At 48.1% G+C, this 14,574-nt stretch carries 17 protein-coding genes; 13 read left to right on the plus strand and 4 right to left on the minus strand.

Features of this window, described 5'->3' with window-relative positions; all coding sequences use genetic code 11:
• Window positions 1-1,041 carry a bifunctional polynucleotide phosphatase/kinase family protein gene (locus ET418_RS18285; protein ID WP_218043364.1) on the plus strand — a complete coding sequence of 347 codons (1,041 nt, stop codon included), beginning with the start codon at window positions 1-3 and terminating at the stop codon, window positions 1,039-1,041.
• Window positions 1,042-1,285: 244 nt separating this feature from the next.
• Window positions 1,286-1,714 carry a hypothetical protein gene (locus ET418_RS04665; protein WP_149306407.1) on the plus strand — a complete coding sequence of 143 codons (429 nt, stop codon included), beginning with the start codon at window positions 1,286-1,288 and terminating at the stop codon, window positions 1,712-1,714.
• Window positions 1,715-1,848: 134 nt separating this feature from the next.
• On the opposite strand, the gene ET418_RS04670 is transcribed toward ET418_RS04665, so the two are convergent.
• Entirely contained in the window at window positions 1,849-2,169 is a 321-nt protein-coding gene (locus tag ET418_RS04670; RefSeq protein ID WP_149306408.1) for a helix-turn-helix domain-containing protein, read from the minus strand.
• A gap of 146 nt (window positions 2,170-2,315) precedes the next feature.
• On the opposite strand from ET418_RS04670, the gene ET418_RS04675 reads away from it, so the two are divergent.
• From ET418_RS04675 to ET418_RS04710, 8 genes are all read left to right on the plus strand, one after another.
• Window positions 2,316-2,849 carry a hypothetical protein gene (locus ET418_RS04675; protein WP_149306409.1) on the plus strand — a complete coding sequence of 178 codons (534 nt, stop codon included), beginning with the start codon at window positions 2,316-2,318 and terminating at the stop codon, window positions 2,847-2,849.
• A gap of 359 nt (window positions 2,850-3,208) precedes the next feature.
• A complete protein-coding gene (locus ET418_RS04680) occupies window positions 3,209-4,114 on the plus strand; it encodes a DNA-binding protein (protein ID WP_149306410.1) in 906 nt (301 codons plus the stop codon).
• Between the two features lie 47 nt (window positions 4,115-4,161).
• Window positions 4,162-4,524, plus strand: a complete 363-nt coding sequence (locus tag ET418_RS04685) for a hypothetical protein (RefSeq protein WP_149306411.1) — start codon at window positions 4,162-4,164, stop codon at window positions 4,522-4,524.
• 355 nt (window positions 4,525-4,879) lie between these two features.
• On the plus strand, window positions 4,880-5,104 hold the full coding sequence (locus tag ET418_RS04690) for a metallophosphoesterase family protein (RefSeq protein WP_149306412.1): 225 nt from the start codon (window positions 4,880-4,882) through the stop codon (window positions 5,102-5,104).
• Between the two features lie 202 nt (window positions 5,105-5,306).
• On the plus strand, window positions 5,307-6,734 hold the full coding sequence (locus tag ET418_RS04695) for an SIR2 family protein (RefSeq protein ID WP_149306413.1): 1,428 nt from the start codon (window positions 5,307-5,309) through the stop codon (window positions 6,732-6,734).
• Between the two features lie 2 nt (window positions 6,735-6,736).
• Window positions 6,737-7,183, plus strand: coding sequence for a TIR domain-containing protein (locus ET418_RS04700; RefSeq protein WP_149306414.1), 447 nt, complete (start codon window positions 6,737-6,739; stop codon window positions 7,181-7,183).
• A gap of 11 nt (window positions 7,184-7,194) precedes the next feature.
• Window positions 7,195-7,677 (plus strand): TIR domain-containing protein, encoded by a 483-nt coding sequence (locus ET418_RS04705; protein ID WP_149306415.1) that lies wholly within the window; start codon window positions 7,195-7,197, stop codon window positions 7,675-7,677.
• Window positions 7,678-7,714: 37 nt separating this feature from the next.
• The gene (locus tag ET418_RS04710; RefSeq protein WP_149306416.1) at window positions 7,715-8,986 is read left to right on the plus strand and encodes a phospholipase D-like domain-containing protein; all 1,272 of its coding nucleotides are present in this window, start codon (window positions 7,715-7,717) and stop codon (window positions 8,984-8,986) included.
• 93 nt (window positions 8,987-9,079) lie between these two features.
• On the opposite strand, the gene ET418_RS04715 is transcribed toward ET418_RS04710, so the two are convergent.
• Together ET418_RS04715 and ET418_RS04720 are read right to left on the minus strand one after the other, a co-directional pair.
• Window positions 9,080-9,919, minus strand: a complete 840-nt coding sequence (locus ET418_RS04715; protein WP_218043365.1) for a hypothetical protein — start codon at window positions 9,917-9,919, stop codon at window positions 9,080-9,082.
• 33 nt (window positions 9,920-9,952) lie between these two features.
• On the minus strand, window positions 9,953-11,008 hold the full coding sequence (locus ET418_RS04720; protein ID WP_149306417.1) for a hypothetical protein: 1,056 nt from the start codon (window positions 11,006-11,008) through the stop codon (window positions 9,953-9,955).
• 199 nt (window positions 11,009-11,207) lie between these two features.
• On the opposite strand from ET418_RS04720, the gene ET418_RS04725 reads away from it, so the two are divergent.
• Window positions 11,208-11,891: a Bax inhibitor-1/YccA family protein gene (locus ET418_RS04725; RefSeq protein ID WP_420819512.1), complete on the plus strand. Its 684-nt coding sequence runs from the start codon at window positions 11,208-11,210 to the stop codon at window positions 11,889-11,891.
• A gap of 519 nt (window positions 11,892-12,410) precedes the next feature.
• Here ET418_RS04725 and ET418_RS04730 read toward each other — a convergent pair.
• Window positions 12,411-13,184 (minus strand): hypothetical protein, encoded by a 774-nt coding sequence (locus ET418_RS04730; protein ID WP_149306418.1) that lies wholly within the window; start codon window positions 13,182-13,184, stop codon window positions 12,411-12,413.
• Between the two features lie 308 nt (window positions 13,185-13,492).
• On the opposite strand from ET418_RS04730, the gene ET418_RS18085 reads away from it, so the two are divergent.
• Both ET418_RS18085 and ET418_RS04735 read left to right on the plus strand, forming a co-directional pair.
• A complete protein-coding gene (locus ET418_RS18085; protein ID WP_188055293.1) occupies window positions 13,493-13,636 on the plus strand; it encodes a hypothetical protein in 144 nt (47 codons plus the stop codon).
• 331 nt (window positions 13,637-13,967) lie between these two features.
• Window positions 13,968-14,513: a YgjV family protein gene (locus ET418_RS04735; RefSeq protein ID WP_149306419.1), complete on the plus strand. Its 546-nt coding sequence runs from the start codon at window positions 13,968-13,970 to the stop codon at window positions 14,511-14,513.
• Window positions 14,514-14,574: the final 61 nt, after the last annotated feature.

The following is a 14,574-nucleotide window of genomic DNA, read 5'->3' on the forward strand; positions in this document are numbered from 1 at the left end:
ATGGCGAAGGTTGGACGTAAGGAAATACTCACTGAGCTGGTGGCTAAGCAGATTTGTCGGTTGATAGTAAGAATGCCTGACGCGCAGATCCCTGTGACCTGGGAAAACGTAATTGTGCATGCTAAGAAAATAGTTGGGCACAACTTCAATCGACAGATGCTCAGCCAGAAAGAGTGGAATGGTCGTAAGCTAATCGCAGAAGCTTTCAGTGAGGCCAAGGAAGTGCAAAAAAGAATGCAAAGAGACTCAGCCCCCAAGTACTACAAAAATGCATCAAGATATGTCCTTCAACGGCGGATCGCAGAACTAGAAGCAAAGTATCTTGCGTCGCAGGAGGAACTTGAAAAGGTACGGGCTCAGCAATTTGACGCCCTTGATACCTTTTTGAATACCCCGCGTGACCTTCTGGTGTTGCTCGACAGTTTGTCTCGCCAGCCTCGTCGAGATGCTGTCAGTGATGCTCAAATAAAGGAGGAGCACGTAACGGAATCCACTGGAGGAAAATTATTTGACCTGAATAAATATCAGTCAAATAAGAATGATAATAGAAATATCGATGCTCAAGTAACTAATAAAAAAGAAAATCTAATGAATGCTGTCATTTTTTGCGGCATTCCGGCAAGTGGTAAAAGCAGCTTTTATGAAAATCGCTTTCTCCAAACTCACATCGAAATCTGCTTGGATAAACTATTGACTCGCACCCGAGAAGAACAGTTATTTCGATCATGTATTGATGCAAAAAGGTCATTTGTTATTGACAATTTGAATATTACAGCAGCTGATCGCATGAGATACATCAGGCCAGCCAAAGCATCGGGCTTCAAGGTCATAGGTTACTTTTTCGAATCAACTGTGCAGGATTCCTTGAAACGAAACCGATTAAGAGAAGGTAGAAAAAGAATACCCGACAAGGCAATACATGTTATAGCGAGGAAGTTGGAATTTCCTTCTTTGGTGGAGGGGTATGATGAACTCTGGTTTGTTAAGTTGAATGGCAGGGGCAGCTTTACAGTTGGAGCATTGAACGAACGATATTTCTGAAATGTTAATTTTGTAGCTTTAGTTTTTTAGGGATAAACATGAGTCTGGCACACTCAAGAATCTGGCTTACGTTTGATTTCAAAGGCGGTCTACTCTGTACCGAATTTGAGTAAAGTTTGTTTGCAACAATAAAAAGGAGATATTCTAATGCTATATTATGAATCAGAAGGATTTAAATACGAGTGGTACATCGAAGCTGAGACCCCTACGAGCCTGAAACTTAGGACTGTAACGGTGGATGGTTATGGTCGACATGCACTACACATCTAAAAAAGAGCTAACGGCCAATATAGTAGTTTGCGGCGAAGAAAACGAGGAATCTGAACAAGTACTTAGTAGAGCACTTGAAGTGGAGATAAGTCATATTGCCACGCAGCATTCAGATTATGCTATTATTAACTATACACTGGCCTATACCACAAAATTGTATAAAAACAAATATCAAATTAATGAACTTTTGAGGGATTATGGTCCCATATTAAGACAAGAACCCAAAAAACTTCATATACATGACACCAAAGACTTGGCACAAAATCGTAAACTTAGCTGGCTAGAAATTGAAGAGTGCAAATACATCGTCAACGGAAGAGCAGTGTGCCCTGATGTCGAAAACCATACCTATGCCTGTAAGGATGAACATGGCTGTTGTATGTTATTGCTGGGAGACAAGTAACACATTATGATGATGACTATTTCTTGATATCCGCGTTCCGGATTCCGTCAGACTGCAAACTCGAGGTTGTATTCTATATCATCATTATGTTACGGAACAAAGTAAAAGCGCTGTTACACTGCCAATTATCTCAGTCACCTTATCAAGGCCTTAATCATTTTAATTGACATCTTTAGTTCTTCTTCACTGGCAGAATCTATTATTGATTTCAATGATGCTGATATTGATTCGGCAGACTCAAGATGCTGAAAATCAAAAAAATCCCTCATTTCAACACTCAAAACCAATGATATTTTTTCTAAAGTGTCAAGAGAAGGATACCCCTGCCCAACTTCAATTCTACTCAGATTCTTTGCGGCAATTTGTATTTTCTCAGCCAATTGTTCCTGGGACATTTGCCTTTTTTTCCGCAGTTCCCTGATTCGTTCGCCAAGCAAAACTTTGGTCGTTTTCATGCGCCCTCCTAAGTCTAATAGTCAGACATTCAGGCGACAATTAAAACCATGCAGAGCGTTATCATATTGACTAAAATTATATATTCAATGTAATATTGGCAGATTGAACGTGTTGTAAATGTCGATATATTGACCCAGAGGAGACAATGCCATACTCCGACAAGGACCGACAACGAAAAGCACAGCGAGAATTCCTACAAAATAAGAAGAAGCTAAATCCGATATGGCACAGAGAGTTGAAGAAACGTCAAAGACAGAAGCGTGATAACATTCACGATATTGTTAACCAGATTAAACGAACTCTTGGTTGTCTATTATGTGACGAGAACGACCCTAAAAAGCTGCAATTCCACCATGTCGTTCCTGAGTTCAAAATAGCAACAGTAGCCCAACTGATTTGCAACAGATCAAAATTGATAACAGTATTGAAGGAGATCGATAAATGTGTTTGTGTGTGTACGGCATGCCATGTTTTGCTTCAAAAAAATCTTGAATATGTCAAAAACACTATGCGAAACGAAAAATGGTTTAGAGATTGGGGTCTGCACGAAGCATTAACTTGGTCTCTTTATCATCCGCAACACCGCATCAAGAAAGGGAATTTCATAGAGGTACTGATGGCGGTTGTTAGAAATTCGCAGTTCCAAGATATGAAAAAATTCAAAAAAATCCCCTCCTAAAATCTGCTAAATACAATGAAAAAATTATCTAATCCTGTCATTTCAGATTCTCACCGGGTTGTCATCAGTATTACATCTTTAGCGTATTTCAAAAAGTTGAAAGAATCAACCATATGTGGGATGTATTGAAAAACAGATATAAATATATAAGACAAATATTTAATATATATAATATGTTGTACTTGAATAGCTTGTTTACTTAGCCAACTTATTGCAACTTACTGTTTTTGTTGATTTATATTTCATTATGTGCTAAACGAAATACCTGGTGGTTACCCTTATAATGCGACTGATAACGTTACAAATATTACATAACAGATAACGTTATTATTACGGATAACGATATTTGGAGAAATGATATGGAAGAGTCTGATTATTATGATGTAATTGCTGCCGCCGCCGAAAAATTGCTCGCAGATGGTAATAGAGTATCTGTCCGTAACGTTCGTGATGTACTCGGCGGAGGCAACCCAAACAAAATTACACCGCTACTTGCTGCATGGAAAGCTGGTAAGCCACCCGCCAAAGCACCTGAAATTAGTCTTGATCCCCGTATACCTAAAATATTGGCAGAGCAAATACAAGAAGCAGTTACCGCAGCGACCATGGAAGCAAATACCGCGCTTGCCGATTGTCAGGCCGATTTGGCATTATCCGTGGCCGATGGAGCCGCCGCAACCACTGCTCTTGAAAAACTACAATCCGAGTTTGTCGAGGCAACTGCCATGATCCAGCGGCAGACGGGCCAGATCATGGAACTCAAGATTGAGCGGGATAAAGTCAATTACGAGGCGGCAGAACGTATAAACATCGCAGAACAAGCTGCCGCAGATGAGATCAAAACCGCCAAGGATATTGCCGAAGGCGCAATTAATACCGTAAAAGCAGAACTTGCTGCCGAATCGAAGGCCCGTGAAACCGCCCAATTGGCGCTTGCAAAGGCTGAAATTCAATTACAATCTCTTCCGCAGCTCGCGAAAGAAATAGCCGACCTAAAGATGATGTTGGATAAGGAGCGCCTAGCTAAAATTGCCGCAGAGCAGGCTGCTGCCGTCAATGAAGCATCAAAGGCCGCACTTGCCCAAAATGTTATTGAATTGAACAAACTTTTGGCGAAATCAGAGAAGAAGGCTGAAAAGCTTGAAGACCAAGTTGAGGCCATGCATGTCCAGATCCAAAAATTTCTTGAAGAAAAATTGAAAAAAACGGTGGTAATAAAGCCCTTGGTGAAAGCATCGACATCCGATCAATCAAGAATTTCCTGAGTTTTGTCTATTGTGAGTTTTCTGTATTCCGTAGACGGAGGAATGAAATGCCGATCTGGAAAACTGAGCCTATTGATAGAGAACCCGAAATTGTCCTCACCGACTGGACGGTCTACGAGGTGTCGTCGAATCTCTGGCCCGGTAGGACCCGCCACTTCGTTGGCTTCAGCGTAATGGGCCGTGAAGGCAGGGTGTCTTCGGCCATTGTGCAGTTTGATGCTGATAAAATGGCCGGGGTGACGGAGTCTGGAAGGGTGTATCTCCTCAAGGGTGCTCAAGGCGGCCACCCGGACGGTCTCTATGTATGGGGTCTTTGGTGCCGCCGGAACGAGATTACGGACATTCAGGTTGTGGATCCTACGAAGTTCCAAAACCTGAAGATTGAGGACTCTGAACAGACCGGTTTGTAAGGACCTGTGCCTGGTTTGGATGACCTGGTTGACAGGATCACCCCAGAAAATATGCCTGATCCCGCAGAAATAAACTCTGGTCCGGATGTTGGACAGGAGATTGTGGAGTGAGGATATATGCCAAACCGTGGCTTCACAATCCAGATTCCATTTCTCATGCTTGGTCCGTACCTCCGGCCATTCCTCTACCGCCTTATTGCAGTTCCTGCGGGGATGAGCGTGCTTATGTTATGCATAGCTGTTTTTGATCGGAAAGGTAGGGATGACTGTATAACAGCTGCAGTAAGTTGGCTGATGTTTGCACTGACATCGGCGGGGTTCACATTGATTCTGCATTTTATGGAGATGCCGTGACATGGCAATAGTCATAGGGGATATACACGGGGACCTCCCTATGGCCCAGGCTTTCCTTCACTACAAGCTCGAGACTGAACACGTTGCCCTGGGGGACTTCGTAGATTCTCGCGATCCTCAGGTCACCTTTGACCAGAAGCTGGCCTGCCTGGATCTGCTGCTCGGCTCAGGAGCCGAGCTCCTCTGGGGCAATCACTACCTGGCTTACAGGGTCGTATCCTTATAAAAGGTGATTTATGGATGAAAAGCCAGAGAAAATCAAAGAGGAAATCCCAGAATTTCTACCGCCGGGCGCTGCGGGCCAACATGGTTTACAGCTGGACCGGATTGGCTTAATGGTGTAAATATATTTGTATTCGAAATGAATTTTCAAGCACATCACCCCGTACATATTCTCTCCCATTTATCAGCCCCAAAACGAGAATGCCATGGACCGCCAGATAGCCAGCTTCATCAAACATTTTGCCAAAGAGGTGAAGGAGAACAATGCCGCCATCTTTGCCGGGGCGGGGTTGTCAGTTGCAGCCGGTTTCGTCGACTGGAAAACCCTCCTCAAGCCGCTTGCTGATGACTTGGGACTGGATATCCGGAAAGAGGATAACCTGGTGTCCCTAGCTCAATATCATTGCAACGAGAAGGGGCGGAACCGACACCGCATCAACCAGCTATTAATCGATGAGTTCAGTAGGAATGCAACTCTAACGGAAAACCATAGGATTTTGGCCAGGCTACCGATAACCACCTACTGGACGACCAACTACGATAAACTTATCGAAAAGGCTCTTGAGGCAGTCCACAAGGTGCCTGACGTTAAATACACGGTCAAACAGCTTGCCAATACGAGACCGAAACGGGATGCCGTTGTCTACAAGATGCATGGCGACGTCGACCACCCTGCCGAAGCGGTGCTCATAAAAGAAGATTATGAGAAATACCACATCGATTTCGTTCCATATATCGCCGCACTCACTGGCGACCTCGTATCAAAGACCTTCCTGTTTCTCGGCTTCAGTTTTACCGACCCGAACATCGACTACGTCCTGAGCCGTATTAGAGCCACCTATACGGAACATCAACGGGAACATTTCTGCATCATGCGACGCATATCCCGATCGGAATGCCTGGATGAGGCTGACTATGAATACAAGGTTCGGAAGCAAGAACTATTCATCAACGATTTGAAACGGTACAATGTAACCACACTGCTTATCGATGAGTTTGCCCAGATTACAGAGATTCTGTGGAAAATCGAAAGAATTTACAAGGTCAAGACCGTGTTTATATCCGGGAGCGCTCACGAATACGGTGCCATGGGAAAAGACAATGGAGAGAAACTTGTCCATGAAATCAGCAGTAACCTAATCCGGCGGGACTTCAAAATCGTTTCCGGATATGGCTTGGGGATGGGTACCGCAGTCATCAATGGAGCGATGGAGGAGATATATTCAAGTGCGGTCAAGGCTAGGGATGAACAAATCCTGGTGAGACCATTTCCTCAGAATAAGACCGGCATAGCGGTTTGGGATGAATATCGGAAGGATATGATTTCCCTTGCCGGGATAGCGATATTTATGTTTGGCAACAAACTGGACGGAGGTAATGTTGTTCTTGCCAATGGAGTTCGTCGTGAATTTGAAATCGCTCTGGAAAACGGCCTTTATATCGTCCCTATCGGAGCTACGGGGTACATGGCAGCTGAGCTATGGAAGGAAGTTTCCGCCGGTTTGGACAAATACTACCCAGGTCATTCAAAGGAATTCGATGAAAACTTTACCGAGATTGGTGACCCTGCCCTGGAACCCGACGAACTCGTGGATTCCGTAATGAGATTGCTCGACAAAATCATCAGGAGGTAATTATGGCAAGAAATGTGTTCTTCAGCTTTCATTACCAGCGCGACATTTGGAGGGTCAACCAGATACGGAACATTCCGAACATCACAGGGGTAGCGGCTGCTGGTTTTAAAGATGCCTCCCTTTGGGAAGAAGCGAGGAAAAAGGACGATGCTGTAATCAAAAAGATGATTGATAAGGCCTTAGAAAATACATCTGTGACCGTAGTCTTTATCGGAGAAAAAACAGCCGGCCGGAAATTTATTAATTACGAAATTGAACAATCTATAGCAAGAGGGAACGGGATTGTTGGCATCCAGATTCACCACCTAAAGAATGATAAAGAGGAGACCGACAAGCCTGGATCTATTCCGGCAAAAATAACGGCTGGCGGATATAAGAGTTACAAGTATGTCGATATGGCAAAACTGGCTAAGAGGATTGAGGAAGCAGCTAAAGCTGCAGGAAAGTAAGGAGATCTCCGATGCCCAAAAGACAAATATTCTATAGCTTCCATTTTGATAACGATGTGATGAGGGTACAGCAAGTTAGGAATATCGGAGCTTTGGAAGACAACCAGCCGGTATCGAAAAATGACTGGGAAGAGGTCAAGAAAAAAGGGGATGCATCAATCAAGAAATGGATTGAAGACAATATGTCCTACCGTTCTTGTGTTGTCGTCCTGGTCGGCGAACAAACCTCAAACCGTCCATGGGTCAAATACGAGATTGAAAAAGCTTGGAATGATGGCAAGGGGCTTCTCGGTATTTATATTCATAACCTGAAGTGCCCCAGAAATGGGACCTGCCGGCAAGGGGCAAATCCGTTTGATGGTTTCAATTTCAAGGATGGTAGTAAACTTTCCAGTGTCGTGAAGTGTTATAACCCAAAAAGCACCGATGCGTATAATGACATAAAAGACAATCTCGAAACATGGGTGGAAGAGGCTATCGCCGCCAGGAAATAAATTGCCGTCTCCTTAATAGTTTATAGGAGTTCATAGAATGCACGACGGCCTTTACTCCAACAGAAACTCTCGTAGCGATTTCGTAAGGAACGCTATCACCCATTACGCTACCGGCGTTGAAAACGTCTATGCCGCCGTAGCGTTTTTTACTGAAGCCAATTTGGTGCAAGAACTGCTTCGGAGTAAACGGATACGCCTGATAGTTCGTCTTGGTTTTCCGACATCCCCTACAGCTCTTGCCGAATTGATGGAACTGCGTAATATTGAGATTCGGTACTTCACCGACAGGTCCTTCCACGCTAAGATCTACATCTTTGGCGACAATGTCGCTCTTGTTGGCTCGGCAAATCTCACGAGGGCTGCTGTCTGGACCAACCAGGAGGTTGTCGTAACCGTACCGGCCGGCGATCCTCGGTTCCTCGAACTTGCGAGTTTGTTCGCTGAATATTGGGAGGACGCCAAGGTTCTCACCAAAGAGGAATTGGACAAATATTCTGCGAATTACGTTAAATTTGCTCAACTTCAGAAAGGCATTGAAGAATTTGATAAGAATATCATTGAAAAAATCGGTAATGTGGTAGCCAAAAACGTCAACCGCGGGAAAATAAAGGAATCAAAAGAGAACATCTTCCTAGAATCTTATCGGAAGAGCTACCAGGAGAGTATCAGCGCTTTCAATGTGGTCAGAAGCGTTTATGAGAGTATTGGAAAGCGAAAAGTACCGGAAGACAAAATTCCCCTTCGCCTCGAAATCGATTCATTTATCAGTTTTGTTAGACAGGAACATGCGCCTGTAGACGCCTGGGAAAAGGCACCTCTCATAAGTGGCGAACCACAGCGGGAGAAAATCCGGGCTTTGGTTGAAGAATGGCTTTTAACACCCTGGACACATTTTGAGGAAACCATAGTCAGCGAAAATTACCCGTGCATCAAAAAGGCTTTTACCTCATCAGAATCGATCATGGCGCAAAATGATGATGACCTGTTTGATGCTCTGACGGTAGCTCACTCGTTTGGCGATCGGTTCCGATTTTACAAGGGCAGCACCCCCACCCAGAAAATCGAGTTTTTCAAAAACAACGACGGCAAGCGGATTCGGGAAACTCTTGCGTACCTATTATTCGGTCCTGATGAATCTGTGAAGCGGCTCGCCAACGTTATCTTTAACCCAAAGTATAAACTGAACGAGTTTGGCCAAGCTAACGCTCAGGAGATTCTGGGGTGGGTTGGCAGCAATGATTTGCCGGTTATCAACGGCCGTACTACAAAAGTGCTCCGATATTTTGGATTCAATGTAAGGCAGCTATAATATATACCGATACCGCCGCACGCTTCTTATGTTTGGAGAAGCTTAATCAATATATAATTGCTGAGGTAAGATAATTATGACGCAGTTATAGATCTACTTGGATATGTCGGTGACCCCAGAAATAGCCTGCCGCCTTTCTCTGTCCAACAAGTCCTGGACACCCATGAATTCAACCTTTGTGGCCAAAATGCACGCAGCGCTTGACGGCCATCCCCACACAATCCCTGTTATCTCAGCCATATCTGGTGACCATTCTTTCCCGCTCTGAAGACAGGCGACCAGCTTTGTATCCCACACCAGTGAGCCGCTAAAGCCGGGGGGGATTGGCAGACTCGATTTGCCATCAATGCTTTGTGCTCGATCAGGTGAATAAAACAATGAAAAATGGAAGTTTGGGTCACCACCTCTAGCCACAGCCTCGTCGGAGAACGGACATTCTTGGGTCCCGTAGGGAGTCCCACATGTCGCGAGAGTATCATAACAAAACTTGGATCTTTCACCGCTAAAACCTGCAAAGAACAACAGCTCGTGTTGAACTGGTGCATGTCTTCTGGCAAATCGGCTGAGGGGAATGGCCAATCCGTCATGGCTCTCCCTGCCCCAGACCTTCTCATCGATTCGGCAAATGGCAACATCTGCAGGAACTGGCAGTGCGGGCATCGGGTTTATTAACCTGAAGATTGTTTCACTACCCTTGAACATATGGGTCAATGGCATTTTGGTAAGCTCAAATGCCACATGCTCATTCGTTATGAGATATTTGACTCTGTCGGCCTCGAAATATGTTCCTGTGCCATGGTGCAGGCCGTACTCGCCGTTTTCATCCGACAAAGCCTTGGATATCGGGGTGCTAAACGACTCGACATGAGCACTCATTGCTGCGACAACCTCTTTAGAAATCCTATCCCATTCAACTCTGGTGGAATCACTCATCGTCAGACACTCCTTGTTTCTGAATCTGCCGTTTCAATCGGCATCTCCGCCTGTAGACATCACAATACCCCTGGGGTCGAAATCCACCATAGATTCACCGCCTTTCCCGCTGCTGCGCTTCCACCAGTACCAGATTGAGCCATCATCTTGAGGGGTGCAGTGGGTGGGGGGGCCGAAGCGGTTCAGAACCTCACTCTCACTCATCCCCACGTAGATCCCATCGAGCTGTCGGTCGGAAACCTTCTTCCCTTTAGAGTTGGTCTTCATCGGGCAGCCCTTGTTTGGCAATTTGTCGTAGTCGATTTCATCTTTGATCGGGATCGAGCTATCCAATTCAGCAGGAATAGATGAGTCAAGCTCATGCAAAGCAGCTAAATCGGCGACTTGTGTCTTATATACTGGGGTTTTCAGCCTTTGACTCTCCTGTACAGAATCCATGATCGACTTGTAGTGTGCCTGGCTGAGAGAAGCAAGTTGGAGGTACCCGGGCGTTGATTTATTGTGCGCGAAAATCAACCCGACCTTATGCGTGGCGGCTGCCCTTGCAACCATGAACTCGCTATTGTGGAGGCCACCGATCATCTCGGTTTTGAAAGGCTTCAAGGACTTCTTCTCTTCGAGATCGTACAGCCGAGGCGTGATGGCAGCCTTCTTGCTCTGGAGCCAGGTTACGGACACATACTCTGTATCCGCTGGTTTTGGAGGTCTGTGAAGCTTTTTGCTTGGGCCTACCCCAAACAAAATCTGGCTCTCTATCTGGTAGAGCTGCACTCCTCCAACTGGCATGGACGGTTGGTTTGTCGATATGATTGCATGAACATTGGGCCCAGAAATACCCTCAAGCTGAACCTCCTTCATGCCCATATTTCCGAGGATGGAACTTATCCGAGCCCGTTCATACTCAGCCTCTGTCCCAACCCAGATAGTTGACCCTTGCTGCACGGCGATGTAGTCCCCCCAGGGAGTCATAATCTTGCAGCCGTCCAGGGGGCCGGGCACGATTCGGATTACCTCACTGGTCGCTGGAGCTGCTAGAAAAAGTAATACCAAGGTCAATATCAGGATTATCACACGTGTGTACTTTTCCACAGAGTCAGCCACCTCCATAAAATTGTGCCTTTCGACTTGGCCTTGCTCTATTTTAAGGGTTAAAAAAATGAAAATAGCGGCGAGCGACTATGGAATGCTATACAACTTTTAATTATTTCGCCAAGCATTCGATTGATTTTTTATTCCGCTGTGATTACATTGAATGTAGCAATTATCCAAAATAAGAGGAGTTATTCATATGCCTTTCCCTTCATCCCCGCGCAGTACCCCCTTACCGCGCACGATGGTAACGGCTCAGAGCAATGCCATGAGTGCGGTCTATGGCTGGATGGCCGCCGGACTCTGCCTGACAGCGTTTGTTTCCTTGGCCGTGGTAAGCTCACCCGAACTGTTCAAAATACTCTATGCCAACAGGATGCTTTTCTTCGGCCTGATCATTGCTGAATTCGGACTGGTCTTCGCCATCGGCGGTTTTGCCGTCCGCATGGGCACCGCCACAGCCGCGCCCCTTTTTCTCCTCTACTCGGCTCTCAACGGGGTGACACTCTCGGGGATATTCCTGGTCTATACGGGCCAGTCAATATCCTCCGCCTTTTTCACCACGGCCGGCACCTTTGGCGCCATGAGTGTGTACGGGTTCGTAACCAAGCGCGACCTGACGTCCTTGGGCTCCTTCTGTTTCATGGGGCTGATCGGCATTGTCATTGCCTCGGTCGTGAACATCTTCTTCCATTCCAACATGGTTCAGTTCGTGGTCAGCGGCATCGGCCTGATCGTCTTTATCGGACTTACCGCCTACGACACCCAGAAACTCAAAGGGGTCAGGGGTGGTGCGGCGGTTGCCGGAGCACTCGCCTTGTATCTTGATTTCATAAATATTTTTCTAATGATCCTCCAGCTTTTCGGCGACAGGAGAGAGTGACCCGCAAGCAAACTTAGTCTTGACCAATTGCAACTGGCAATCGGCATCGAACATTGTCTGTCGGAAGCTTTGTACGAAGCTTTGTCTTGCTGGGCAGAATTATATTCACTAAAATGTAAATAAATTGCCCGATTAATGCAAATACACACACATTTAATTACATCAAATAACAATAATGTAATTTTATATGCAACTGCAAAATATGTAATATGTTAATATTTCTATTGAAACAATCAGTTATACAGGCAACCTCCAGCATATAATATCGCCATACAAGGCTTTCCTCATGATGCTCCAGCTTTTCGGCGACCGGAGAGACTAGAGCTTCACCTGCTTGTTGAACGACACGTGGTGACGCTGCCGGGGGCGGGAGAGCGAACTCCCGGCCATTACCTGTCACTGGAATTCGCCAATCATCCCGGAAGATAAGCTACGGGCACGGTGGAAAAGACAGGGGGTCCCCCCAGAGGCATCTTCCAGCGGGAAAAGCGACCGGGAAAGCCCCCGTAAGGGGGCATCCTACCCCACGGCTCCCCGTTCCCGCAGGCTGAGCGCCAGGATCTCCACCGCCAGGTTGAGGTTGGTTTCCGAATTCAGGCCGGGGCCGAGCAAGCGAGCCTGGCCGGCCGGGGTAAGCAGCCGGTCGTCATACGCGGCTTTGGGGCATAACCGGCGCAGCTCGCTGGTCAGGTGGGCAAAGTTCAACTCCCGCGACATCTTCATGGCGTCGCCGAGTCCATCGAAGGTCATGCCGCTCTGGCTGAAGACGGCCGGCGACCGCGTGCCGGCATAGAGATGGAGGAATTTGGTGCGCTGCTCGCTCGACACCTCCTCCTGGCGCTCGACCTTCGTGGTCATCGGCACCCCCCCGGCAAGGAGGGTCTTGCCGAGGCTGAACTTGCGCTCGGTCACGTTTTTGGTCTCGGAGGTCCCGACGACGCTCGTACACGGCAGGAGCAGGTCGATATCGCCGTAGAGGATCTCTGCCTGCTGCCCGTCGCCCGACTCGATGCGCAGCGCCCACTTTTTGAACTCGAAGCGGCGCACCACGAACCGCCCTCCCCTGCCGCGCACCTCCGTGGCGTCGAAGACCAGCGTGGCGAACCCGCTCCGTTCCAGTTTCCCGGCCAGGGCAAAGGCCCGCTGCGGATCGGCGAAACTGGCCACGACGGCAGGTCCGCCGCCCAGCATCCGTGGCCGCGCTTCATAGGCCGTTATGCCGAGAGCCGCGGCGAGCGCCTGCACCAACTCGTCAGCCCCTTCCTGCCAATGACAAATGGCAACCACGTGCATGCTGTTCTCCTCAAAGAAAAATCCGGCGACAGACTTCAAGATAGCACTTCAGGACGAGAACGCAACAACCGGGAAGCCTGAACACGCCGCCTCCCCGGTACAACCGCCACGTCGCTATCAAATCTTGCACCCAAACCGCGCCGCTTGTGATATAATTAGTACGCAAATTATGAACGCAGGGGTGAATGGCCGATAAAGCCACGGTCGGCGGGTAGACCGGAGGGGGTACAGCGCAACGGAGCGGGCGGGCAGTTCAGTTTGCCCGGAACTGAGCACCGTCCGCAAAGAGGATTTTGCAGGAGGACGCCATGCAACCATCCCGGATTTCTCTCTATGTGGTTGTAGCACTGCTTGCCGTGATGATGGGGCTGTATTATCTGCACTGCGAAACGCAGGCCGACAAGAACTGCCCGCTCAACGTCATCCAACTCTTTACCAAGGCCAAATTCTAGCGACCGCACCGCCTCCGCTCCTACGGAGAGGGGTGCATCCCCACGGTTCGACCGCGAACCACGGGGCAGCCGCCCAGGGGCTCGCCGTCTCTCGCGACGCCGTCCCCGCCGCCCTCCGCCCCCGGAAGGCCACGTAGTGCCCCCCGGAGACTTCGCTGGTGCCCGCTGTCGCCCTAGTGCCCCCCACGTTGGTGACCGGCACTCCCCATTGTCTGCATGATGAAAATGCCATTGCAAACAATACGTATAAGTACCATTATGAAAAAGGGCCGGCTGAACCGTCAACGGGTTGGAAGCCGGCCCATACTTATTGGCTTACAGGAGTAGGTTGGTGGAATTTTATTCTCTGCCCCAGTGCGTGGGATATATCGCATTCGTTCTGGGGTTTATCGCATTTCTTCAGAAAGAGGACCGGCCCCTCAAGTTTTTCGTCGGCCTTGAAAGCATCGCCTACACCGTTCATTTCTCTTTGCTCGGCAACCCGACCGCCGCGGCAAGCGCCCTGCTCACGAGCCTCCGTTCCTTCCTGGCGTTAAAGACCCGCTCGTCCCTGGTGGCGGTCGTTGTCATCGTCGCCAATGTCGGTATCGGCCTGATGCTGACGAAAAGCCTCTTCGGCTGGCTTCCCGTGATCGGTTCGTGCGTCTCCACGTATGCCATATTCACCATGAAGGGCATACCCATGCGGCTCGTGATCCTCTCCAGCACCTTCTGCTGGCTGGCGAACAACATCCTCAGCGGTTCCATCGGCGGCACCCTCCTGGAGACGGTCATCGCCATCGTCAATACCTCGACCGTCCTGCGCATGTGGCGCTCGGCCGCACTTGAACGCTCCGGGGACCCGGCGGGAGAGCTGGCGCCGATTAGTAAACCATAAGAGGATAAGCCGGTTAGTGATCCCTCGGCGACCCATTTGGTGCCTGTCCCGTTATTCGTCC

It is taken from the genome of Oryzomonas rubra (genome assembly GCF_008369015.1).
In the GTDB taxonomy this organism is placed as follows: domain Bacteria; phylum Desulfobacterota; class Desulfuromonadia; order Geobacterales; family Pseudopelobacteraceae; genus Oryzomonas; species Oryzomonas japonica.